The sequence below is a fragment of the Pseudomonas protegens genome, from assembly GCF_003732485.1.
Taxonomy (GTDB): Bacteria; Pseudomonadota; Gammaproteobacteria; order Pseudomonadales; family Pseudomonadaceae; genus Aquipseudomonas; species Aquipseudomonas protegens_B.
The window spans coordinates 19,485-37,599 of the sequence record NZ_MOAK01000074.1 but is presented as its reverse complement, the minus strand read 5'-3'; the positions used below and the strand labels follow the sequence as shown (position 1 = coordinate 37,599).

The following is an 18,115-nucleotide window of genomic DNA, read 5'->3' as shown; positions in this document are numbered from 1 at the left end:
AAGCCGGCTCCTGCATCCCCAGCAGGAGCCGGCTTGCCGGCGCACAAGGTTCTCAATCCCTGTTCCAATGCCGAAACAACGGCTCCGCGAGAAACAGCACGAACAACAACCTCATCACCTGCATGGCGGTCACCAGTGGCACCGACAGTTGCAGGGTCTCGGCCGTCAGGCTCATTTCCGCGATACCGCCGGGCATCATGCCCAATGTCAGAGAACGTAGATCCAGGTGGGTCAACACACTCAGGCCCAGTGCCGCGAGGCCGGCGATCAGCATGGTCAGGGCGGTGCCGATCAAGGTCCGTCCCATGAACGACGGCGCACGGCGAAAGAACTGCCGATTGAAGTGACAGCCCAGGCCGCTGCCGATCAGCCATTGGCCCACCTGACTGCCGCCCTCGGGCAGGCCGATGTGCAGGTCCCAGGCGATGCTCACCGTAGCGCTGAGCAGCAAGGGGCCGAACAGCCAGGGGTTGGGTTGACGCAGACGCTGCCAGATCCAGGCCAGTAGCGCGCCCGCCGGAAACAGCAGGGCCAGCCACTGCCAGTCCACGCTGGTGGCATGCAGGGCGGGGGGGCCTTCTCCCAGCAGATACTTGAAGGCCGCCGGCACGCAGAGCACCACCGTCAGTACCCGCAGGCTCTGTCCGGCCGCTACGCGGCTGAGCACCGCGCCATTGCGCGCGCCCAGATTGACCATCTCCCCGGAGCCGCCGGGCATGCTGGAGAAAAACGCCGTGGCCCGATCCTCTCCGGTACGCCGCAGCAACCAGACCCCGACCACGCTGGACAGGCTGGTCACCAGGGCGCCGAAGAAGATCAGGCCAAAGTGGCGCATGACCTGCTCCATCACCAATGGGGTGAAGTGCAGGCCAATGCCGATGCCCACCACCCATTGCCCACATTTGCGGCCGCCGGGAATTTCCGCCAATTGCCAGGGCGTCAGGCAGCGCACCAGGATGATCGCCAGCAGCGAGCCGACCATCCAGGGCAGCGGCCAGCCGATCTGGCTGGCGAGATAACCGCCAGCCAGGCCCACCAGGGGCGTGCCCCACCATTGTCTGAAGCGGGCTTCAGACATCGGCCACGGCACGTTGCTGGACCGAACGCTTGCGCCAGATGCGCAGCAGCGGCATGAGCAGCATGAGGATGGTCAACACCCAGACCCCGACTGTGATCGGGCTCGACCAGAGGATCTCCATCGCGCCATTGGAGATCGACAGCGCCCGGCGCAGGTTCTGCTCCATCAAGCCGCCGAGGATGAAACCCAGCAATACCGGCGACAACGGGAAGTCGAGCTTGCGCAGGATGTAGCCGAAGATGCCGATGCCCACCATCAGGAACAGGTCGAAGGTGGTGGCGTGCACTGCGTAGACGCCAATCCCGGTAATGATTGCGATCACCGGCACCAGGGCCCAGTTCGGCACGGCGAGGATACGGGTGAAGATGCGGATCATCGGGATGTTGAGGATCACCAGCATGATGTTGGCGATGAACAGGGAGGCGATCAGGCCCCAGACAATATCCGGCTGCTGCTGGAACAACAGCGGTCCGGGGGTGATGTTGTACAGCGACAGGGCACCGATCATCACCGCCGTGGTGCCGGACCCGGGCACGCCGAGGGTCAGCATCGGCACCAGGGCGCCGCAGGCCGAGGCGCCGATGGCGGTTTCCGGGGCGGCCAGGCCGCGCTTGTCACCTTCACCAAAGGTGCCGCTGGCGCCGGCGATGCGCTTCTCGGTCATGTAGGCCACAGCGCTGGCCAGGGTCGCGCCGGCGCCGGGCAGTACGCCCATGATGAAGCCCAGCAGGCCGCAGCGGATGTTCACCACGAACACCGAGGCCGCTTCCTTGAAGTTGAACATCATGCGTCCGGTGGCTTTCACCGCTTCCTGGCCGCGATGGGTCTTCTCCAGCAGCAACAGGATCTCGCTGATGGAGAACAGGCCCAGCACCAGCACCACGAACTGGATGCCGTCGGTGAGGTGGATGTTGTCCCCGGTGAAGCGGTACACGCCGCTGTTGGCGTCGATGCCCACCGCCGACAGGAACAGGCCGATCAACGCGGCAATGAAGGTCTTCAGCGGCCGATCGCCGGCCATGCCGCCGAGGCAGACGATGGCGAACACCATCAGCACGAAGTATTCCGCCGGGCCGAAGGCGATCGCCCACTTGGCCAGCAGCGGGGCGAACAGCACCATGCCGCAGGTGGCGATGAAGGCGCCGATGAACGAACTCCAGGCCGAGAGTGACAAGGCCACGCCCGCCAGGCCTTTGCGTGCCATGGGGTAGCCGTCCAGGGTGGTCATTACGGTGGAGGCTTCGCCTGGAATGTTCAGCAGGATCGAACTGATGCGGCCGCCGTATTCGCAACCCAGGTACACCGCCGCCAACAGGATCAGCGCCGACTCCGGTGGCAGGCCCAGGGCGAAGGCAATGGGGATCAACAGAGCCACGCCGTTGATCGGGCCCAGGCCCGGGAGCAGGCCGACCACGGTGCCGATCAGGGTGCCGGACAGGGCGGTAACCAGGTTGTAGGGGGTCAGCGCAACGCCGAAGCCCTGGCCCAGATAACTGAGGGTATCCATATCAATTCTCCAGAACGTCGAGCAGGCCGAGGGGCAGTGGTACGTCCATGACCCGGTCGAACAGCCAGTAGAGGCCGACACTGAGCAGGCTGATGATCACCAGGCTCGGTAGCCAGCGGCCGCCGTAGAGCCGTGCCATCGGTACACCGATGAGGATGCTGGCGACGATGAAGCCCAGGGGTTCGAAGGTTCCGGCGAACACCAGCAGCAAGGCGACGCAGACTGCGATCTTGCTCAGGGTTGCCCGGTCCAGGGGCGGTTCTTCTTCACTGTGCTTGATGGGGGCCGGACGCAGCAGCATGTACAGCAGGGCCAGGCCCATCAGGCCGAGCATCAGCAAGGGGAAGGCCCGCGGGCCGACGGGTTCGTAGGAAAAGGCCGCCTGATACGGCCAGGCCATCAGTGCCAGGCTGGCACAGGCCAGCAGCAACACCGCAGCGAAGAGACGTTGAACGAGCATGGCTAACTCCCGGGCGCGGCCCTCGATGCGCGAGGGCCGGGCCGTCAGAAAGGGTCGGTCACTGGATCAGGCCGAACTCTTTGGCCAGGGTCTTGTAGTCGGCCACCTGTTTCTTCACATAGGTGTCCAGCTCGGGGCCGGTGAGGGCGAAGGGGAAGAGTTCGCGCTGGTCACGCAGCTTGGCGAACTCTTCGGAGGCCAGCAGCTTGTCGAAGGCATTTTTCCACCAGGCGTATTCCTCGTCGGTGACTTTCGGCCCGAGGTAGAAACCGCGTACCACCGGCCAGACGATGTCGTAGCCCTGCTCCTTGGCCGTGGGGATGTCTTTCATTTCCGGCTCGTCCAGACGCTGTTCGGAGAACACTGCCAGCAGGCGCATGTCGCCGGCCTGGATATGGGGCATGGAGTCGGAGATGTCGGTGCTGCCTACCTGGATGTGTCCGCCCAGCAGGGCGGTGGCGATTTCACCACCGCCTTCCAGGGCGACGTAGCGCAGGTCCCGGGGGTTGATCCCGGCGGCCTTGGCGATCAGTGCGGTCTGCATCCAGTCCTGGCTGCCCACGGTGCCGCCGGAACCTATCACCACTTTGCTTGGATCTTTCTTCAGAGCCTGGACCAGATCGTCGAGGGTCTTGTAGGGCGAGTCGCTTTTCACGGCGATGGCACCGTAGCTGGTGCCGACCGCGGCCAGCCAGCGCACCGCGCTTTCATCGAAACGGCCGAACTTGCCCTGGGCCAGGTTCAGCAGCGAGCCGCTGGACCAGGCCACCAGGGTTCCGGCGTCGGCGGGACGCTGGGCCACCACGGCGTTGTAGGCCACGGCACCGACACCGCCAGGCATGTAGGTCACGCGCATCGGCTTGGTGAGGAGCTTTTCGTTGACCAGGGCGCTTTGCGCCAGCTTGCAGGTCAGGTCGAAACCGCCGCCGGGGGAGGCCGGGGCGATGCATTCCGGGCGTTTGGGCTCGGCGGTCGCGGCCAGCAGTTGGCCGGCGAACAGCATGCAGCCGGCGGCGAGGGCTAGTTTGCGCAGTGAAAGGTCCATGAACGTCTCCACAGGAGTTGTTGTCATCGGTATGTCCGGGTCATCCCCGACCCTTTTTCCGCAGGAGCCGGCTTGCCGGCGAAGGGGGCCTTGGTTTTGTACAGGGCTTGCGGGCCTCTTCGCTGGCAAGCCAGCGCCTACGACGCAGCGTGATACGGGTGGCTTACCACAGGGCCACGCTGTAGCTCACCAGCAGGCGCACTTCATCCGCGTCGCGAGCCGAGTAGTTGGAGCGGTAGGTGGCGTTGCGCAGGCGCACGGCGACATCTTTGAAGGTGCCGCTTTGCACTACGTATTTGACCTCGGTGTTGCGTTCCCACTCTTTGCCGGTGTCGCCGTTTTTCAGGGCGATGTTGTCGCCGCTGAGGTAGCGGGTCATGAAGCTCAGGCCGGGAATCCCCAGCTTGGCGAAGTCGTAGTCGTAGCGGGCCTGCCAGGAACGTTCCTCGGCCCCGGCGAAGTCGTTGATCTGCACGAAGTTCACCAGGTACGGGTCGCTGCCATCCACGTAGGGGAAGGCGCTGTCGCCGGACATGTGCTGGTAGCCGGCGCTGAGTTTATGCCCGTTCAGGGCATAGCTCACCAGGCCGTTGAGGGATTTGTTGTCGATCTTGCCGCCCCGGGCCTGGCCCTGGTCGTCGCTGATGGCCAGGCGCAGGTCGGTGCCGAAGGTGCCCGGCCCCATGGGCTGGGAGGCTACCAGGCCGAGGAAGTGCTGGTTGTAGACATCGTCCAGTTGAGCGAAGTGGTAGCTGCCGGTGATCTTGTCGGTGAACTTGTAATCCAGGCCGCCGAAATTGAAGTGCTTGCCGGCCACGGTGCCGGCGAAGCGGCTGTTCTTGTTGTTGAGGCGGATGTCCTCGTAGTTGCTGTCGTCGCGGTCCTTGGCCTTGTCCAGGCGCCCGCCGGTGAAGGTCAGGTTCTTGATTTCCCTGGAGGTCAGCAGGCCGCCTTCGAAGGTCTGCGGCAGGATGCGCCCGTCGTTGGGCTTGAGGATCGGCAACTCGGGGATCAGGCTGCCGATTTTCAGTTCGGTGGCGGAGATCTTCACTTTGCCGGTCAGGCCGAGCTTGGAGTACTGGTTGGCCGCACGTCCGTCGTCGTGGGTCGGCAGCAGGCCGGTACCGGTGCGGTCGGGGCTGGAGTCGAGCTTGACCCCGAGCATGCCCAGGGCGTCCAGGCCGAAACCCACGGTGCCTTCGGTGTAGCCCGACTGCAGGTTGAGCATGAAACCCTGAGCCCATTCATCGCGCTTGGATTGCTGGGCGCTGGTGCCGTCGCGAAAGTCGCGATTGAAGTACATGTTGCGGGTTTCGAAGGTGGCGCTGCTGTCTTCGAAGAAGGCGGCCTGGCTGAGTGGGGCGACACCGGCGAGGGCGGCGGCGCTGGCCAGGGCGGTTGGGGTCAGACGGGAAAAACGCGCGGGCTGGACAGCCTGAGGGTGCGAGGATGGCATCCTGGAGTACTCCGTTATTGTTCTTATTTTGACGAAAACGCTTCGAGGCGTTTTGCGGGTCAGCGGCCTTCACGGCCAGGGCAGTCGAGACTGTCCGTAGCCGGACTCTAAAGGGCCAACCTTTCGCTAACCTTTCAGTGCACTTTCGCGGCTTTTGGGCTTCACAGCGGCGGTTGCGGCGGTACACTCCGCGCCAAAGAGCGGCGTCGATCCCCCCCGGAACGAGGTAAGAAAACATGCGAGTCCTGCTCGTCGAAGACCATCTGCAACTGGCCGAAAGTGTCGCCCAGGCGCTCAAGAGCACCGGCCTGACCGTGGATGTGCTGCACGATGGCGTGGCCGCCGACCTGGCCCTGGGCAGTGAGGAATACGCCATGGCGATCCTCGACGTCGGCCTGCCGCGCCTGGACGGTTTCGAAGTGCTGGCGCGCCTGCGGGCCCGGGGCAAGAACCTGCCGGTGCTGATGCTCACCGCCCGCAGCGACGTCAAGGATCGGGTCCACGGTCTGAACCTGGGGGCCGACGATTACCTGGCCAAGCCGTTCGAACTGACCGAGCTCGAAGCTCGGGTCAAGGCGTTGTTGCGCCGTAGCGTGCTGGGGGGCGAGCGCCAGCAGCGTTGCGGAGTGCTGGCTTATGACCTGGATACCCGGCGCTTCACCCTGGGTGAGGAATTGCTGACCCTGACGTCCCGCGAGCAGGCCGTGCTCGAGGCATTGATTGCCCGTCCCGGCCGGGTGATGAGCAAAGAGCAATTGGCCTCTCAGGTGTTCGGCCTGGATGAGGAGGCCAGCCCGGATGCCATCGAGATTTATGTCCACCGTCTGCGCAAGAAGCTCGATGGTCATGCGGTGGCCATCGTGACGTTCCGTGGCTTGGGTTATCTGCTGGAAAGCCGCGATGCATAGGCCCAGCAGCCTGCGCTGGCGGTTGCTGTGGAACCTGGCACTGCTGTTGGTGGTGCTGATGCTGGCCAGCGGCTTGAGTGCCTACTGGAACGGCCGTGAGGCCGCCGACACCGCCTATGACCGCACCCTGCTGGCCTCGGCGCGGACCATTGCCGCCGGGTTGTCCCAGCGTGACGGCAGCCTCAGCGCCAATGTGCCCTATGTGGCCCTGGACACCTTTGCCTACGACAGTGCCGGGCGCATCTATTACCAGGTCAACGATATTCACCAGCAACTGATCTCCGGTTACGAAAACCTGCCTGGTCCGCCACCGGGTACTCCGCGTACCGATGACTATCCGGCCCTGGCGCGTTTCTACGACGCCACCTACCAGGGCCAGAACGTGCGAGTGGTGAGCCTGCTCAAGGCGGTCAGCGAGCCGAACATGAACGGCATGGCGGAAATCCGCGTGGCGGAGACCGACGAGGCGCGGGTCGCCATGGCTCGCAGCCTGATGGCCGACACTTTGCTGCGCCTGGGAATGCTGGCCATTGGGGCGTTGCTGCTGGTGTGGTTTGCGGTGAGTGCCGCCTTGCGTCCGCTGGAACGTTTGCGCGGTGCGGTGGAGGAACGCCAGCCCGATGACTTGCGGCCGCTGCCGCTGGTTTCGGTACAGCGTGAGTTGTGGCCCCTGGTGCGGGCCTTGAACCATTTCACCGAACGCCTGCGGGGGCAGTTCGAACGCCAGGCGCAGTTCATTGCCGAGGCCGCCCATGAGTTGCGTACACCACTGGCAGCACTCAAGGCCCGTCTGGAGCTGGGGCTGCGTTCCAGCGAGCCGGACACATGGCGCACGACCCTGGAAAGCGCAGCCCAGGGCACCGATCGCCTGACCCATTTGGCCAATCAGTTGCTGTCCCTGGCCCGGGTGGAAAATGGCGCCCGAGCCATCGCCGAGGGAGGCGCGCAGTTGCTCGATCTCAGCCAGCTGGCCCGGGAACTGGGCATGGCCATGGCGCCCCTGGCCCATGCCAGAGGGGTGGCCCTGGCCCTGGAAGCCGACGAGCCGGTGTGGCTCAAGGGTGAACCGACCCTGCTCAATGAACTGCTGAGCAACCTGGTGGACAACGCCCTGGCCCACACGCCGCCGGGCGGCAATGTGGTGCTGCGGGTATCGGCGCCGGGGGTGTTGGAGGTGGAGGACGACGGGCCGGGAATTCCCCTGGAGGATCGCGACCGGGTCTTCGAGCGTTTTTACCGGCGTAATCAGCAGGTGGCCGGTTCGGGGTTGGGGCTGGCGATCGTGGGGGAAATCTGTCGCGCCCATCTGGCACAGATCAGCCTGCACGATGGCGAGCCTTCGGGGCTGAAGGTGCGGGTGAGTTTTATCGCGGGCAAGGATCAGTAGAGCATTGAGCGGGATTTTTGCAGATCGTTGCACATGGCCTTGTTTTCCGGGTCGATCCCCAGCTTCTTGAACGCCGGCACGCTGAAGGCGTCGATGCGCGAGAGGCTGTGATCAGTGTCTTTGTGGCAGTACAGGGTCGCCACCTGGACCAGGTCGACGTAGTCGATTCCGCTGGTCTGGCGGTTGAACTCCAGGTAGTGCCCGGGGATCTCCACCAGTTGCTCGGGGAACTCCCAGACCCGTAGCAGCTTGTCCCCCAGCAGCGGGTGAATGCGTTCGATCACGTGATTGAGACTGACCGGGTCGGAAAGCAGTTCGTTGTGGTCTTCGGCGTAGGTCAGGATCGGCAGCACGCCGATCTGGTGCACCAGGCCGCCGAGGGCCGCCTGGTCGGGCTTGAGCTGGGTGTAGCTGCGGCACAGGGCATAGCTGACCCCGGCCACTTCCAGGCTGCGGCGCCAGACGTCGTGCATTTTCTGTGCAACCACCTCGGAGCGGGCATTGAAGATCTGCTCCATTACCAGGCCGATGGCCAGGTTGCTGCTGTAGTTGACTCCCAGACGGGTGATTGCAGTATGCAGGTCGGTAACTTCCTGGGCCGCCCGCAACAGTGGGCTGTTGACCACCTTGATCAGTCGCGCCGACAACGCGGTGTCGCGGCCTATCACTTTGCTCAGGGTGCTGACGCTGATTTCCGGGTCTTCGGCGGCCCGGCGAATCTGCATGGCCACCTCCGGTAGGGTTGGCAGAACCAGGTCATCGTTGTCGATGGCCTCCACCAAATCCTGTTGGACCTTTTCCGCCAGCTCAGTCATTTCAGTTCTCTAGGGTGTTGCAGGAAAGGGGGAGTCGGTCAGCGCTGGATTTCGCGATCGCGGTCCAACTGGTACGGCAGGTCCAGCAATTGCAGACCTGGCCCTTCGAGTGTGCCCAGGTGCAGGTTGCCATCTTCTACCGCTTCGGCCTGCAACACGGCCAGCAGTTCCACTTGATCGGGGGCCTGGGCGGCCAGGACCACTTCGCCGATGGAGCTGTTGTGGGTTGGGGAGAACAGCGGGGTGCCTGGGACGGGGAGTTCGCCGGCGGGCAATGCGAGTCGGTAGAGGCGGCGCTTGAGCTTGCCCAGGTATTGCATGCGGGCGACGATTTCCTGACCGGTGTAGCAGCCTTTCTTGAAGCTGACGCCACCTACGGCCTGGAGGTTGAGCATCTGTGGAATGAACAGTTCACGGGTCTGCGCCATGACCTGGCCGAGGCCCGCGCGGATCTGGCCCAGCAGCCACTGATTGAGCTCGCCTTGGGGCAGTTGCGCAGCCAGTTGCTGGCCCAGGCTCTCCGCGCGTTCCGCCGGGACCCAGAGTTCGACACGGTTGCTTGAGGCGCGCACGGCAATCAGGCCGTCGGCGCGGACTACGGCGTCATCTTCCTGGGGCAGTTCAAGGCCCAGGCCGCTCAGGCAGGAGTCCGCATTGCTGAGGCCGAATCGTGCCCAGTTGGCGCTTTCATCGGTGAGCTTGGCCTTGGAGAAGACTGCGTATTTCTTCAGGTCTGCCAATTGCGGCTCAAGCAGTTCGCTGGCCATGGCCAACAGACAGCCGTCACCCTCCAGGAGGATACGGAAGCTCGACTGCATGCGGCCTTTCTGGTTGCAACGGGCGCCCAGGCTGGACTGGCTGTCGCTGAGGTAATTGAGGTTGCAGGTCAACTGACCCTGAAGGAATTTGCTGGCATCGGGGCCGCGGACGGCGAGGACGCCTTCGTGGGACAGGGGACAGAAAAAAGCGGAGTCAGCCATGGTTCATCGCAGGGTAAAAAGTCTGGGGCACATCATAAGGGGGCGCCCCTGAAATGGATAGTTCACAAAGGACGGGTGGTGACCGACCAAAGCCGACTGTTCTCGTGTTCCCCGGGCTGTATACTTGCGCTCTATTTGAGGAGCGCTCCATGGTTGAAGATGTTGAACTGAATCGCCTCTACTGGCACAGCCGTCGCGGCATGCTTGAGCTGGACGTATTGCTGGTGCCGTTCGTCAGGGAGGTGTACCCGCATCTCAATGAGACTGATCGCGAGTGCTACCGCAAGTTGCTGGAGTGCGAGGATCAGGACATGTTCGGCTGGTTCATGGAACGCAGCGAGTCCGAGGATCCTGAGCTGCAGCGCATGGTTCGCATGATTCTGGACCGTGTCCAGCCCAAGTAGGCTGTTCGAGTGCCGCTGGCGTGCCTCACGGCAACTGCTGGCGGCCTATCTGCTGGCCCAGGCATTCGCCCTGGTCGCCATTTTTCTGCTGGATATCCCGTCTTTGGCCAAGGGGCTGGGCATCCTGCTGTGTGTTTTGCATGGCGGCTGGGTGCTGCCGCGACAGATTTTGTTGACCCATTCCCGAGCATTCAGCCGCTTGCGGCACTCGCCTGAGGGCTGGCAGCTGTGGAGTCCGGCCACGGGGTGGCAGGTGGTGCAGTTGCGGCCTGACAGCCTGGCATTGCCGCTGATCGTGGTGTTGCGCTTTCGTCTGCGGGGTGAGCGCTGGGTGCACTCGCTTTGTGTTCCGAGGGACGCGCAGACAGCCGATGAGCATCGGCGTCTGCGGGTGCGGCTCAAGTTCGGCCGGCGTAGGTGGGCGGCAGCAGAATAGTGTCGCGAGCCTCGGGCAGCAGCTGCGGGTAGTCGAGGGTGTAGTGCAGACCCCGGCTTTCCTTGCGCTCCATGGCCGAGAGAATCATCAGCTCGGCCACCTGGGCCAGGTTGCGCAACTCGATCAGGTCACGGCTGACCTTGTAGTTGCTGTAGAACTCGTCGATCTCGTCCAGTAGCAGGCGTACCCGGTGTTGAGCCCGTTGCAGGCGTTTGTTGGTCCGCACGATGCCGACGTAGTCCCACATGAATCGCCGCAGTTCGTCCCAGTTGTGCGCAATGATCACGTCCTCGTCGGAATCGGTGACCTGGCTGGCATCCCAGGCCGGCAGGGCGATGGGGATCGAAATCTGGGGCAACTGCTGGAGAATGTCGGCCGCTGCCGAACGGGCGTAGACGAAACACTCCAGCAACGAATTGCTGGCCATGCGGTTGGCTCCGTGGAGACCGGTAAAACTGGTTTCGCCGATGGCATACAGGCCTGGCACATCGGTGCGCCCCTGTTGATCGACCATCACGCCGCCGCAGGTGTAGTGGGCGGCTGGCACCACCGGGATTGGCTGTCGGGTGATGTCGATGGAAAATTCCAGGCAGCGTTCATACACGGTGGGGAAGTGGGTCTTGATGAAGGCTTCCGGTTTGTGGCTGATATCCAGGTAGACGCAGTCGATCCCCAGGCGCTTCATTTCATGGTCAATGGCCCGGGCGACGATATCCCGGGGAGCCAGTTCGGCCCGGGGGTCGAACCGCTGCATGAAGCGTTCGCCGTTGGGTAGCTTGAGGTGGGCGCCTTCACCGCGCAGGGCCTCGGTGATCAGGAAGCTCTTGGCCAGTGGGTGATACAGGCAGGTGGGGTGGAACTGGTTGAACTCCAGGTTGGCCACCCGGCAGCCCGAGCGCCACGCCATGGCGATGCCGTCGCCACAGGCACTGTCGGGGTTGCTGGTATAGAGGTAGACCTTGGCCGCACCGCCGGAGGCGAGGATCACGAAGCGGGCGCCAAAGGTATCCACTTCACCGGTGCCGCGGTTGAGCACGTAGGCGCCCAGGCAGCGATCGCCTTCCAGGCCCAGGCGTTTCTCGGTGATCAGGTCGACGGCAACCCGTTGCTCCAGCAATTCGATATTGGGGTGTTGTCGGGCCTGGGCCAATAGTGTCTTGAAGATGGCCGCGCCGGTGGCGTCTGCGGCATGGATGATCCGTCGGTGGCTGTGACCGCCTTCCCGGGTCAGGTGGAACTCGAAGCCATTGTCGTCGCTGCTGGCATCTTCATCACGGGTAAAGGGAACGCCCTGGTCGATCAGCCATTGGATGGCTTCGCGGCTGTGTTCCACGGTAAATCGCACGGCATCCTCGTGGCACAGTCCGCCGCCGGCGTTGAGAGTGTCATCGACATGGGATTCGACGGTATCGGTATCGTCCAGCACCGCAGCGACGCCGCCTTGGGCCCTGTAGGTAGAGCCATTGGCAAGATCGCCTTTGCTCAGGACAGCAATACGCAAGTGGCGGGGCAGGGTCAGGGCCAGGCTCAAGCCGGCGGCACCGCTGCCAATCACTAGAACATCGTGTTGAAACTGTTGGCTCATTTGAAGGATTCCGCTCAAAGCGACCCAGGACGGGGTTGGCGCAAGACGCCTGAATCGGCGAGTCATGGCAGCCACACAGCCCACTAGTATATAGAGGGGGGGATCGGCACAATAGTCGCGCCTTCAGGGCATTGTGCGACTTCGCTGAGCAGAAGCGTTGCTCTCGATCACCCAGGTATTCGAAGCATTCCAGGTTGCGAAACCGAGTGATCGAAGAAGTAGGGCGGTTTTTCTCTTCACGGTTACACAATCTTCGTTCGGCACAGCTATAAAGATTGGGAACTTTTGCCAAGGCCCTAAACTCAATAGAAGGTTGCCTGAAAGAAGGGACAGCGTCGGTTCTGGCCAAGGTTTGCAATCTGTCCCTTGTGACAGGCATCGACGACAGGATTATTCGCGCAGCCGGCCTTGCCCGCGCTGCGTTTTTCGTGCGTGCCGGATCAGAGCCCGCAGGAAACTTGCTTGGAGGGGGAGAACTTTTGCGAAAAGCCCGAGTCTATGTTTGCAAGCCTGATCAATTAGTGATGCAAGCCTCCTCCGAGCTTATCGAGGAGTGTTCATGCTAACCCAGGAAGAGGATCAGCAGCTGGTCGAACGCGTTCAACGCGGCGACAAGCGAGCGTTCGATCTGCTCGTGCTGAAATACCAGCACAAAATTCTCGGGTTGATCGTGCGTTTCGTGCACGACACCCATGAAGCCCAGGATGTCGCACAAGAAGCCTTTATCAAGGCTTACCGTGCACTAGGTAATTTTCGGGGGGACAGCGCGTTTTACACGTGGCTGTACCGTATCGCCATCAATACGGCGAAAAACTATCTGGTTTCACGCGGCCGCCGGCCGCCGGATAGCGATGTAAGTTCTGAGGATGCGGAGTTCTATGACGGCGATCATGGCCTGAAGGATCTCGAGTCGCCGGAACGTGCATTGCTGCGGGATGAGATCGAGGGCACTGTCCATCGAACCATCCAGCAACTGCCTGAAGATTTGCGTACAGCCTTAACTTTACGTGAATTCGATGGTCTGAGTTACGAGGACATTGCCAGCGTCATGCAGTGTCCGGTGGGTACCGTGCGCTCCCGGATTTTCCGCGCTCGGGAAGCCATCGATAAAGCCCTGCAGCCGTTGTTGCAGGAAACCTGAGACAGCGGCGACAGCCAAGAGAGGAACCGCCATGAGTCGTGAAGCCCTGCAGGAATCGCTGTCCGCGGTGATGGATAACGAAGCGGACGAACTGGAATTGCGTCGGGTATTGAATGCCGTCGACGAAGTAGAAACCCGTGAGACTTGGGCCCGTTATCAAATCGCCCGGGCAGCTATGCACAAGGAGTTGCTGCTTCCACGTCTGGACATCGCCGCTGCCGTTTCTGCAGCTCTGGCTGATGAGGCCGTACCGGCCAAAGCGTCCCGCGGACCTTGGCGTAGCCTGGGCCGTCTGGCGGTAGCTGCGTCGGTGACTGTCGCGGTATTGGCCGGTGTGCGTCTGTACAACCAGGACGAGATCGCAGGCGTTGAACTGGCTCAGCAAGCCGGTCAGCCAACCCTGTCCACTCCACAAGTTAAAGGCCCTGCTGTATTGGCCGGTTACAATGAAAGCTCGGAAGCCACTGGCCCCATGGCTAATGGCGTACTCCAAGGGCAGCCAGGCTGGCACGATCAGCGTCTGCCAAGCTACCTGCGTCAGCATGCCCAGCAAGCTGCACTCAAAGGCACTGAAAGCGCACTGCCTTATGCCCGTGCGGCAAGCCTGGAAAACCGCTAAGGAGGATCATGCGCGCCATACCTCTACTCTCGCTTCTGCTTAGTGGCTGGTTTGTGGTTCCAGCCCACGCCGATGAAGCTCAGGACTGGTTGCAGCGTCTTGGGCAAGCGGAACAGCAGCAAAGCTTTCAGGGCACTTTCGTTTATGAGCGTAACGGTAGTTTTTCTACCCATAACATCTGGCATCGCGTCCAGGATGGAAAGGTCCGTGAGCGTCTGATCCAGCTCGATGGATCCGCTCAAGAGGTAGTGCGCGTTGATGGTCGCACCCAGTGCGTCAGCGGTACGTTGGTGGCAGGGCTGGGCGATGCTCCAGACTCTGCGGCCCGTGTGCTGGACCCGCAAAAGCTCAAGAGTTGGTACGACCTTGCCGTTATCGGCAAGTCTCGTGTGGCTGGGCGTCAGGCAGTGATCGTTTCGGTTACGCCCCGAGATCAGCATCGTTACGGCTTTGAGTTGCATCTGGACAGGGAAACCGGCCTGCCGCTCAAGTCCCTGTTGTTGAATGACAAGGGGCAACTGCTGGAGCGCTTCCAGTTCACTCGTCTGGATACTACAGATGTTCCTGAAGATGCCGAGTTGCAACCTGGTGCTGACTGCAAACCCGTGAGTCTGGACAGCGACAAGGCTTCAGCCATCAAGACCGCGCAAACCTGGCATTCCGACTGGTTGCCTCCAGGTTTCGAGCTGACCAGTAGCTCCGCCCGCAAGGACCCGGAAACCAAGTCCCTAGTCAACAGCTTGCTGTATGACGACGGTTTGGCGCGTTTCTCGGTATTCCTCGAACCGCTCAACGGTGCGACAGTTACCGACACCCGCACTCAGCTCGGTCCGACTGTCGCCGTATCGCGACGCTTGACCACGCCCGATGGCGAAATGATGGTCACCGTGGTCGGGGAAATCCCCATTGGTACCGCTGAACGTATCGCACTGTCGATGCGTTCCGATGCCACCACCAAGCAATGAGCCTTTATTGGTTGTGTAAGAGGTCGGTAATGCCTACTCCACAATTGAGAAGATGAAATGTTTGGTGAGCAATTTCATTTGCAAAATCCCCAGAGTTTTTTTATAGGTCAGAACCCCCTCGGTTCTGACCTTATTTGTCGTTCCTGGAGCAAAAGTACCGCCCCTGTATGTTCGGTACGGCTTGCTCCATATCGCTTAACCACGCTCGTCGTAACGGGAGCCGTATGTCGATACCACGTTTGAAGTCTTACTTCACCATTCTTGCCACCGTGCTGGTACTGGGGCAGGCCGTGTCTGCCCAGGCAGCCGAGTTGCCTGATTTCACCCAACTGGTCGAGCAGGCCTCACCAGCAGTGGTGAACATCAGTACCACACAGAAACTGCCTGATCGCCGAGTCTCCAACTCGGCGCAGATGCCTGATCTGGAGGGCTTGCCGCCAATGTTGCGGGAGTTCTTCGAGCGCGGCATGCCGCAGCAGCGCTCTCCGCGAGGGGATCGCCAGCGTGAAGCTCAGTCCCTGGGCTCGGGGTTCATCATTTCCCCGGATGGCTACATCCTCACCAACAATCATGTGATCGCCGATGCGGACGAGATTCTCGTGCGCCTGGCCGACCGCAGCGAATTGAAAGCCAAGCTGATCGGCACCGACCCGCGTTCCGACGTGGCACTGTTGAAAATCGATGGCAAGGACTTGCCCGTGCTGAAGCTGGGTAAATCCCAGGACCTGAAGGCCGGGCAATGGGTCGTGGCCATCGGTTCGCCATTTGGCTTCGACCACACCGTGACCCAGGGTATCGTCAGTGCCATTGGTCGCAGTCTGCCAAACGAAAACTACGTCCCCTTCATTCAGACCGACGTGCCGATCAACCCGGGTAACTCTGGTGGTCCGCTGTTCAACCTGGCGGGGGAAGTAGTGGGGATCAACTCGCAGATCTATACCCGTTCCGGCGGCTTCATGGGGGTGTCCTTCGCGATCCCGATCGACGTAGCCATGGACGTTTCCAATCAGCTCAAAACCGGGGGCAAGGTCAGTCGTGGCTGGCTGGGCGTAGTGATTCAGGAGGTCAATAAAGACCTGGCTGAATCCTTTGGCCTGGAAAAACCTGCCGGTGCACTGGTTGCGCAGGTTCAGGACGGCGGTCCAGCGGCCAAGGGCGGTCTGCAAGTGGGTGACGTGATTCTCAGCCTCAATGGCCAGCCAATCGTCATGTCGGCGGACCTGCCGCATCTGGTAGGAGCGCTGAAGGCCGGAGCCAAGGCCAACCTGGAAGTGATCCGTGAAGGCAAGCGCAAGAATGTCGAACTCACCGTGGGCGCCATTCCTGAAGAAGACAAGGATCTGAGCATGCTGCCCAAGTCCGGTGTCGAGCGCAGCAGCAACCGTCTCGGCGTAGCCGTGGTCGAGCTCAATGATGAGCAGAAGAAAACGTTTGACCTCAAGGGCGGCGTAGTCATCAAGGAAGTCCAGGACGGCCCAGCGGCGCTGATCGGTCTGCAGCCGGGTGACGTGATCACCCATCTGAACAACCAGGCGATTACCACCGCCAAGGAGTTCACCGAAATCGCCAAGGCGCTGCCGAAGAACCGTTCGGTGTCCATGCGCGTACTGCGTCAGGGGCGAGCCAGTTTCATTACCTTCAAACTGGCCGAGTAATCCGTCTGACGAAATGCTCGCGTAATAAAAAGCCCGCCTCGTAAGAGGCGGGCTTTTTTATGCTGCCTGGAAACATCAGCGCATCATGTCCTTGACCATCTGCTCCTGATCCATCATCTCCCGCTGGCGAGCGTCGATTCTCGATGACAGCGGGAAGTTGCTGCCGGCCCGCCGTTTGGCGAAGTCCAACTGCTGGATGGCCTGGCGGTAGTCGCCGACCAGGGCGAAGTACTCGGCCCGGGCCTGGTGCAGGCCAATGATATTGCCCGACAGGCCGCGAGTTTCCGCCACCAGATACCAGACATCCGGATCGTCCGGACGACTTTTCAGCAAACTCTCCAGGGCCTTCTCCGCATCCGCCGGGCGGTTCTGTTTGAGCAGCAGGTCCACCCGGATCTGGTTCAGCGGATAATTGCCCGGGTACAGATTGAGCATTCGCTCCACCCGGGCCTGAGCATCCGGCAGGCGGTTGTTGGCCATGTCCAGTTCGATCTGGGCCAGGTTGTAGGTGACGTCATTGGGGGATTTGGCCAGCAGTGGCTTGAGGTTTTCCCGGGCTTCGTTCCACTGGCTGCCCTTGATCTGGGCGATGGCCAGACCGTAGCGGGCGATGTCGTTCTTCGGGTTTTCATCGAGCTGGGCGCGAAAGCGCTTGGCGGCCAGGCCTGGAGATTCTTCGTAGTTCAACTGCACCCGGGCACGGATCAGTTGATAGCGCAGGCTGTCTTCGGTTCCTCCAAGCTTGGCCTGTTCCGCGCGGTTGCGGGTGTCGGCGATCCGCGATTCGGTGACCGGGTGCGTCAGGAGAAATTCCGGCGGCTTGGCGTCGAAGCGGTATTGACGCATCAAGCGCTCGAACATGGTGGGCATCGAGCGCGGGTCGTAGCCGGCCTTCTCCAGGTTGAGAATGCCGATGCGGTCGGCTTCCTGTTCGTTCTGTCGGGAAAAGCGCCGTTGCTCCTGGATGGCCGCGGCCTGGGTGCCGGCGATGGTGGCGATCCCTGCATCCCCGGCGCCGGCGGCGGCGATCACGATCCCCGCCAGCAAGGCGGCCATCATTGGCACCTGCATGCGCTGCTGGGCTTCGACGCCGCGGGCAAAGTGGCGTTGGGAAAGGTGCGCCAGTTCGTGAGCCAGCACCGAGGCGTATTCACCTTCGGTCTGGGCATTGAGAAACAGGCCGCCGTTGACCCCGACAATCCCGCCGGGGGCGGCGAAGGCGTTGAGCTGCGGGCTGTTGATCAGAATGAACTCCAGGCGCCGGTCGTTGACCTGGCTGGTCTCCACCAGTTTGTAGACGCTGGTTTCGACATAGTCCTTGAGTTGCGGGTCATTGAGCTGCGAGACCTGGCTGCGCAGCAACGCCAGCCAGGCACGGCCCAGCTGGTATTCCTGTTGTGGAGAGACAATGGATGAACTGGCATCACCAAGTGACGGCAGGTCGTCGGCGAAGCCCGGTGAGGCGAGCAGGCAAGCGAGCGTCAGCAGGGTAGGGCGCAATAAATTCATGCACAAAGCCTTAGTCGACAAAGGCTCTACTGTAGCTGGACACCTGGCCGGGGACCAGACAAAGCCAGTGAAAACTCTGAGGATAAAAAAGTGCTTTCGGGTAAATTCCGACGTCTACCTCATCGAGCCTTTGCCTCGGTGCAACAGTGCTCTGGTTTCAGGCTT

17 protein-coding genes are annotated in these 18,115 nt (G+C 61.9%); 8 read left to right on the top strand and 9 right to left on the bottom strand.

Annotated elements, in window-relative coordinates:
• Window positions 1–52 precede the first annotated feature (52 nt).
• The 5 genes from BLX41_RS19955 to BLX41_RS19935 all read right to left on the bottom strand — a co-directional run bounded on the left by BLX41_RS19955 (window position 53) and on the right by BLX41_RS19935 (window position 5,546).
• Window positions 53–1,078 carry an AbrB family transcriptional regulator gene (locus BLX41_RS19955; protein WP_123726280.1) on the bottom strand — a complete coding sequence of 342 codons (1,026 nt, stop codon included), beginning with the start codon at window positions 1,076–1,078 and terminating at the stop codon, window positions 53–55.
• A complete protein-coding gene (locus BLX41_RS19950) occupies window positions 1,071–2,585 on the bottom strand; it encodes a tripartite tricarboxylate transporter permease (protein ID WP_123726279.1) in 1,515 nt (504 codons plus the stop codon). Before BLX41_RS19950 ends, BLX41_RS19955 begins: the two co-directional genes overlap by 8 nt.
• A gap of 1 nt (window position 2,586) precedes the next feature.
• A complete protein-coding gene (locus BLX41_RS19945; RefSeq protein WP_123726278.1) occupies window positions 2,587–3,045 on the bottom strand; it encodes a tripartite tricarboxylate transporter TctB family protein in 459 nt (152 codons plus the stop codon).
• Window positions 3,046–3,103: 58 nt separating this feature from the next.
• Entirely contained in the window at window positions 3,104–4,090 is a 987-nt protein-coding gene (locus BLX41_RS19940) for a Bug family tripartite tricarboxylate transporter substrate binding protein (RefSeq protein ID WP_123726277.1), read from the bottom strand.
• A gap of 163 nt (window positions 4,091–4,253) precedes the next feature.
• Complete coding sequence (locus BLX41_RS19935; RefSeq protein WP_123726276.1) at window positions 4,254–5,546, bottom strand: OprD family porin; 1,293 nt, start codon at window positions 5,544–5,546, stop codon at window positions 4,254–4,256.
• 236 nt (window positions 5,547–5,782) lie between these two features.
• Here BLX41_RS19935 and BLX41_RS19930 point away from each other — a divergent pair, with 236 nt between their 5' ends.
• Window positions 5,783–6,454 (top strand): response regulator, encoded by a 672-nt coding sequence (locus BLX41_RS19930; protein WP_102861593.1) that lies wholly within the window; start codon window positions 5,783–5,785, stop codon window positions 6,452–6,454.
• On the top strand, window positions 6,447–7,841 hold the full coding sequence (locus BLX41_RS19925) for a sensor histidine kinase (protein ID WP_123726275.1): 1,395 nt from the start codon (window positions 6,447–6,449) through the stop codon (window positions 7,839–7,841). The genes BLX41_RS19930 and BLX41_RS19925 overlap by 8 nt, the downstream gene beginning before the upstream one ends.
• Here the strand turns inward: BLX41_RS19925 and BLX41_RS19920 are convergent.
• On the bottom strand, window positions 7,835–8,656 hold the full coding sequence (locus BLX41_RS19920; RefSeq protein ID WP_123726274.1) for an HDOD domain-containing protein: 822 nt from the start codon (window positions 8,654–8,656) through the stop codon (window positions 7,835–7,837). The genes BLX41_RS19925 and BLX41_RS19920 overlap by 7 nt on opposite strands.
• A gap of 38 nt (window positions 8,657–8,694) precedes the next feature.
• On the bottom strand, window positions 8,695–9,636 hold the full coding sequence (gene ygfZ, locus BLX41_RS19915; protein ID WP_123726273.1) for a CAF17-like 4Fe-4S cluster assembly/insertion protein YgfZ: 942 nt from the start codon (window positions 9,634–9,636) through the stop codon (window positions 8,695–8,697).
• 149 nt (window positions 9,637–9,785) lie between these two features.
• On the opposite strand from ygfZ, the gene BLX41_RS19910 reads away from it, so the two are divergent.
• Both BLX41_RS19910 and BLX41_RS19905 read left to right on the top strand, forming a co-directional pair.
• Window positions 9,786–10,040 carry an FAD assembly factor SdhE gene (locus BLX41_RS19910; protein WP_011059785.1) on the top strand — a complete coding sequence of 85 codons (255 nt, stop codon included), beginning with the start codon at window positions 9,786–9,788 and terminating at the stop codon, window positions 10,038–10,040.
• On the top strand, window positions 10,024–10,476 hold the full coding sequence (locus tag BLX41_RS19905; RefSeq protein WP_123726272.1) for a protein YgfX: 453 nt from the start codon (window positions 10,024–10,026) through the stop codon (window positions 10,474–10,476). The genes BLX41_RS19910 and BLX41_RS19905 overlap by 17 nt, the downstream gene beginning before the upstream one ends.
• On the opposite strand, the gene nadB is transcribed toward BLX41_RS19905, so the two are convergent.
• Window positions 10,439–12,061 (bottom strand): L-aspartate oxidase, encoded by a 1,623-nt coding sequence (nadB, locus tag BLX41_RS19900; RefSeq protein WP_123726271.1) that lies wholly within the window; start codon window positions 12,059–12,061, stop codon window positions 10,439–10,441. The two genes, BLX41_RS19905 and nadB, sit on opposite strands and share 38 nt — an antisense overlap.
• 559 nt (window positions 12,062–12,620) lie before the next feature.
• Between nadB and rpoE the strand changes: the two genes are divergently transcribed.
• The 4 genes from rpoE to BLX41_RS19880 all read left to right on the top strand — a co-directional run bounded on the left by rpoE (window position 12,621) and on the right by BLX41_RS19880 (window position 16,441).
• Window positions 12,621–13,202 carry an RNA polymerase sigma factor RpoE/AlgU gene (gene rpoE / locus BLX41_RS19895; RefSeq protein WP_007930230.1) on the top strand — a complete coding sequence of 194 codons (582 nt, stop codon included), beginning with the start codon at window positions 12,621–12,623 and terminating at the stop codon, window positions 13,200–13,202.
• A 31-nt stretch (window positions 13,203–13,233) separates the two neighbouring features.
• Window positions 13,234–13,821, top strand: coding sequence for a sigma-E factor negative regulatory protein (locus tag BLX41_RS19890; RefSeq protein WP_123726270.1), 588 nt, complete (start codon window positions 13,234–13,236; stop codon window positions 13,819–13,821).
• An 8-nt stretch (window positions 13,822–13,829) separates the two neighbouring features.
• Window positions 13,830–14,786, top strand: coding sequence for a MucB/RseB C-terminal domain-containing protein (locus tag BLX41_RS19885; RefSeq protein WP_123726269.1), 957 nt, complete (start codon window positions 13,830–13,832; stop codon window positions 14,784–14,786).
• 224 nt (window positions 14,787–15,010) lie between these two features.
• Window positions 15,011–16,441, top strand: a complete 1,431-nt coding sequence (locus BLX41_RS19880) for a DegQ family serine endoprotease (protein WP_123726268.1) — start codon at window positions 15,011–15,013, stop codon at window positions 16,439–16,441.
• Window positions 16,442–16,516: 75 nt separating this feature from the next.
• Here the strand turns inward: BLX41_RS19880 and BLX41_RS19875 are convergent, their stop codons facing one another.
• Window positions 16,517–17,950: a M48 family metalloprotease gene (locus BLX41_RS19875; RefSeq protein WP_123726267.1), complete on the bottom strand. Its 1,434-nt coding sequence runs from the start codon at window positions 17,948–17,950 to the stop codon at window positions 16,517–16,519.
• Window positions 17,951–18,115: the final 165 nt, after the last annotated feature.